4 protein-coding genes and 1 pseudogene are annotated in these 4,223 nt (G+C 74.1%); 2 read left to right on the top strand and 3 right to left on the bottom strand.

Annotation, left to right across the window (positions count from 1 at the left end; all coding sequences use genetic code 11):
* The 3 genes and pseudogenes from VN520_RS38535 to VN520_RS38525 all read right to left on the bottom strand — a co-directional run.
* Positions 1-118 (bottom strand): annotated as a pseudogene (locus VN520_RS38535) (futalosine hydrolase); the annotation flags it as partial.
* Between the two features lie 35 nt (positions 119-153).
* Positions 154-636 (bottom strand): DUF2771 domain-containing protein, encoded by a 483-nt coding sequence (locus VN520_RS38530; RefSeq protein ID WP_325751609.1) that lies wholly within the window; start codon positions 634-636, stop codon positions 154-156.
* Between the two features lie 27 nt (positions 637-663).
* Positions 664-2,097, bottom strand: a complete 1,434-nt coding sequence (locus VN520_RS38525) for an MFS transporter (protein WP_325751608.1) — start codon at positions 2,095-2,097, stop codon at positions 664-666.
* A gap of 539 nt (positions 2,098-2,636) precedes the next feature.
* Here VN520_RS38525 and VN520_RS38520 point away from each other — a divergent pair.
* Complete coding sequence (locus VN520_RS38520) at positions 2,637-3,566, top strand: DUF3027 domain-containing protein (RefSeq protein ID WP_325751607.1); 930 nt, start codon at positions 2,637-2,639, stop codon at positions 3,564-3,566.
* A gap of 369 nt (positions 3,567-3,935) precedes the next feature.
* On the top strand, positions 3,936-4,223 hold a 288-nt coding region (locus VN520_RS38515; protein WP_325751606.1), incomplete at its 3' end, for a hypothetical protein.

Raw genomic sequence — 4,223 nt, 5'->3', positions numbered from 1 at the left:
AGGGGCCGGCCCGGTGCAGCTCGGCGCCCGGCACCTCACGGACCTGGGGCTCGCCCCCGAACGCACGCGTGACCGCTTCCCGTTCGGCCGGGACGGCGGTCACGACGAGCACCCGCACAGCGGTACCTCGGGTTCGAAAGGGCGATCAGAGGGTCAGGACGTCTTCGTCAGCCGGAAGTGCCAGATGCCCGTGAGCTTCTGGCCCTTGGTCTCGACGATGCTGATCTGCGTCTTGTCCGCCGTGGTCTCGCCGGTCTGGCTGGCGAAGAAGGCGCTGCCGGGGATCGACCGGTAGGTCCTCTTGTAGGGCTCCTGCTCGGCCTGCTGGCCGTTGATGAAGAGGGTCCAGCCGTTGTCCGCGACCTCGGGGTCGACGCCGAAACGGACCTTGTCGTCCATCGCGACCTTGACGGACTTCTCCGCCTTCTTGTTCAGGCAGCCCTGGATCTCGGACTCCTTGAGGGCCTTGCCGTCGTTGTAGCAGGAGGCCTCGGTGCTCACCGAGTCCCCGCCGACCGTCACGGTGGCGAGCGGCGTCGGCTTGTCGCAGGCGGACAGGACAAGGAGTCCCGCGGACACGGCACCAAGAGCGACGCCGATTCGACGGCCCTTACCGGAGAAGAACGCAACGGTCATGCGCCGAAGGTTATCGGTCGGTTCCGCTCATGCCACGCGGGGGTGCGGTGAGCCGCGCCGCGCGGCTCCCACAAGACCCCGTACGGATGCGGTCGCGCCGAGGGCGAGCAGTGCGGCGGCGACGGACATGCCGAGCACTCCGTTGAGCGGCAGAGCGATGCCGATCGCCCCGCCGGCGACCCAGGACATCTGGAGCAGCGTCTCCGACCGGGCGAAGGCCGAGGTCCGCACCTCCTCCGGCACGTCGCGCTGGATCATCGCGTCCAGCGACAGCTTCGACAGGGCCTGGGTGAAACCGGCGACCGCGGCGAGGGCGGCGACCATCACCGTGCTGAAGAACACCGCGGCGAGCACGGCGGCCCCCAGGGCGAGCCCCAGCACCGTCGCGACGATCGTCTCGGGGCCGCGCGCCCTGAGCCAGGAGCCCACCGCCGTGCCGCAGGCGTTGCCGGTGCCGGCCGCGACGCCGACGATGCCGAGCGAGACGGCGGCGCTCTGCCCCGCCAGGGGGTGCTCGCGCAGCAGGAACGCCAGGAAGAAGATGAGGAAGCCGGACAGGGCGCGGTGCGCGGTGTTGGCCTGGAGACCGTGCAGGACGGACGGCCCGACGGACCGCAGCCCGGGCGGCTTCTCCCGCCCCTTCCTCCCCCCGATCCTCGTACTGCCGCTCCTGCCGTCCTTGCTCCTGCCGCGGGTGACGACCGGGCGGGGCGCCTCCTCGTGCGGGACGGCGAGCCGGGCCTTGCGCTCGCCCTTCGCGGAGTCGACCTTGTGGGGCAGCGTGAAGGCGAGGACGGTCCCGCCGAGGAAGATCGTGCAGGCGCCGTAGAGCGGCCAGGGGGACCCGATGCTCTGGAGCCCCGCCCCGATCGGCGCCGCGATCCCCGTCGCCAGCAGACCGGCCAGGGTGACCCGCGAGTTGGCCTTCACCAGGGAGAAGCGGGGCGGCAGGAGACGGGGCACGACGGCGCTGCGCACGACCCCGTACGCCTTGGAGCAGACCAGGACGCCCAGGGCCGCCGGGTAGAGCTCCAGGCCGCCCGTGGCCACCGCGCCCGACATGGTGATCGCGAGCACCGCCCGGGCGAACATCGCACCGGCCATCGCGGCGCGGCGGCCGTGCGGCAGCCGGTCCAGGAGGGGGCCGATCACCGGGGCGAGCAGGGTGAAGGGGGCCATCGTCACGGCGAGGTAGAGGGCGACGCGCCCGCGCGCCTCGTCCGTCGGCACGGAGAAGAAGACCGTCGAGGCGAGCGCCACGGTGATCATGACGTCGCCGGCACCGTTGACCGCGTGCAGCTCGATCAGCTTGCCCAGGCCGGACTCACCCGCCCCATGGGCGTGGGTCGCCTTCCTGATCCCCCGCGCGGTGCCCGTGAACGGGGCACGCAGGGCACGGCCCATCGCCCGGACCGCCCTGCGGAGCGGACCGGACCCGTCGGACGACCTGGCGGCAGCCACGTGGTCATAGTGCCCCACCCCCCGCCGTCACGAACCCATGATCGGGCCGGGGCGTGGCGGCGACCGCTCCGTCGGGCGAGTCGTCCCCGCCCGCGAAACGGCCGGGAGACGTCCGGGAGACGCCCGCGAGACGTCCGGGAGCCGTCCGGGAGACGTCCGGGAGACGGCTGCGGGGCGGCTGTGAGACGGCCGGGAGCGGCTCGGACACACCCATGGTCCCGGGCGGATCCGCCGCTGCGGGGTGGCGGACCGGTGGCCGTCACGGAAGGGTTCCGGGTCTGTTTGGGGCGGGCAGGTGGGCGCGGGGCGGCGGAGAGGGTAGCGTGCACTCACGCGCCACCGGCGGTTGTTCTTGGCCGCGCGCCTCTCCGCGATCCCGCAGAATGGATGGCAGAAGGCGCGCCCGAGGCAGGTACGACGGGTGTGGACGTCGACGCGGCCCCCAGGTCCGCTCCGCTCACAACCGTCATGGCCGAAATCGGACATCGATGGAGCTGCTGGCGCACTCGTGAGACGGCGTATGGAGAGAAGCGAGACCTGTGAGTGCTGCGACGACGCGAAGCCGTACGGCCCGTACCCCCGCCCCTGACCGTCTGTGCGCCGAGGCGGTAGACCTCGCGCGCGCGGCGGCGGAAGAGGCCGCCGCGCCAGGAGTGGTGGGTGAGCATGTGGCCCTGGTCTCCGAAGGCGACCGGGTCGTCACGCACTACTTCGAGTCCAAGGAGCCCGGCTACCGGGGCTGGCGCTGGGCGGTGACGGTCGCCAGGGCCTCCCGCGCCAAGAACGTCACCCTTGACGAAACGGTGCTGCTGCCCGGCTCCGACGCGCTCCTCGCCCCCGAGTGGGTGCCCTGGAGCGAGCGGCTGCGGCCGGGAGACATGGGCCCCGGCGACCTCCTGCCCACCGAGGCGGAGGACCCGCGCCTGGAGCCCGGCTGGACGGGCGAGGACGAGCCCCTGCCGAACAGCGCGGTCTCCGAGGTCTCGCAGGAGCTGGCCGCCCTCGCCGACGTGGAGGACGCGGAGCTGACGGCGCTGCCGGTGACGAGCCGCGGTTCGATCGCCGCGGTCGCCGACGAGCTCGGCACGCGGCGCGCCCGGGTGCTGTCCCGGTACGGGCTCCGGCTGGCGGCCGACCGGTGGGACGAGGAGTTCGGCGCGAGGACGCCCATGGCGCAGGCCGCGCCGGCGTCGTGCGTCACGTGCGCCTTCCTGGTGCCGATGGCGGGCTCGCTGAAGCAGGCCTTCGGGGTCTGCGCCAACGAGTTCGCTCCGGCGGACGGCCGGGTGGTCTCCCTGTCGTACGGCTGCGGGGGGCACTCCGAGGCGGCGGTCATGCCGAAGACGCCGAAGCCGGCGCACGCGCTGGACACGATGCGGGTGGACGACTACACGCTGCGCCCCGCGGGTGACTCCGGCTCGGTCCCGGACCGGCCGGACGGCTCGACGGAGGACCTGGGCCACTCCTGACGCTCCTGCCCGCGCGGGGGGTCCGGGGCCGCGGTGGCCCGGGCACGCACGGTCCGCCAGGCCCCGGCGACGCTCCGGCAGGCCCCGGTGACGGCTTTGTCCGGAACCTTTCGGCGGGTGGACCCGGACCCGGGCCCGGACCCGGACCCGGGCCCGGACCCGGGCCGGTGACCGCCGGGGCGATCCGGCCGGTCCGGCGCCCGGGGACGGATTCCCCGCCCGCGGACGGATTCCCCGGCCGGGGACGGATTCCCCGGTCAGGGACGGGGGCGGGCCCGGTGGCGGTCACGGGTCCTTCCCGCTCGCGGTACCTTCGGGCGCACACTGGGCGTCACGGGTTCACCGGAAGAGCGGAGTACGAGCGTGGGCATGAATGCGACCGAGGGGGCCGATCCGTTCGGGACGGCGCGACTGCGGCGCGGCGTGCTCGACGCCTGGGGCGCGGGTCCCGCCCGCTTCCGGGAGGACGCCAACGCCGAGGAGGATCTCGCCCTCGGCGGCTACCGCGACCGCCTGGTCGTCGAGCTGGCCCAGAACGCCGCCGACGCCGCGGCCCGCGCCGGTGTCCCCGGCCGGCTCCGCCTCACCCTGCACGCGGCGGACACCGACGGCCCGGCCGTCCTGGCGGCCGCCAACACCGGCGCCCCCCTCGACGCG

This window comes from Streptomyces sp. (assembly GCF_035563135.1).
Taxonomy (GTDB): Bacteria; Actinomycetota; Actinomycetes; order Streptomycetales; family Streptomycetaceae; genus Streptomyces.
This window is presented reverse-complemented; position numbering and strand designations above follow the sequence as displayed.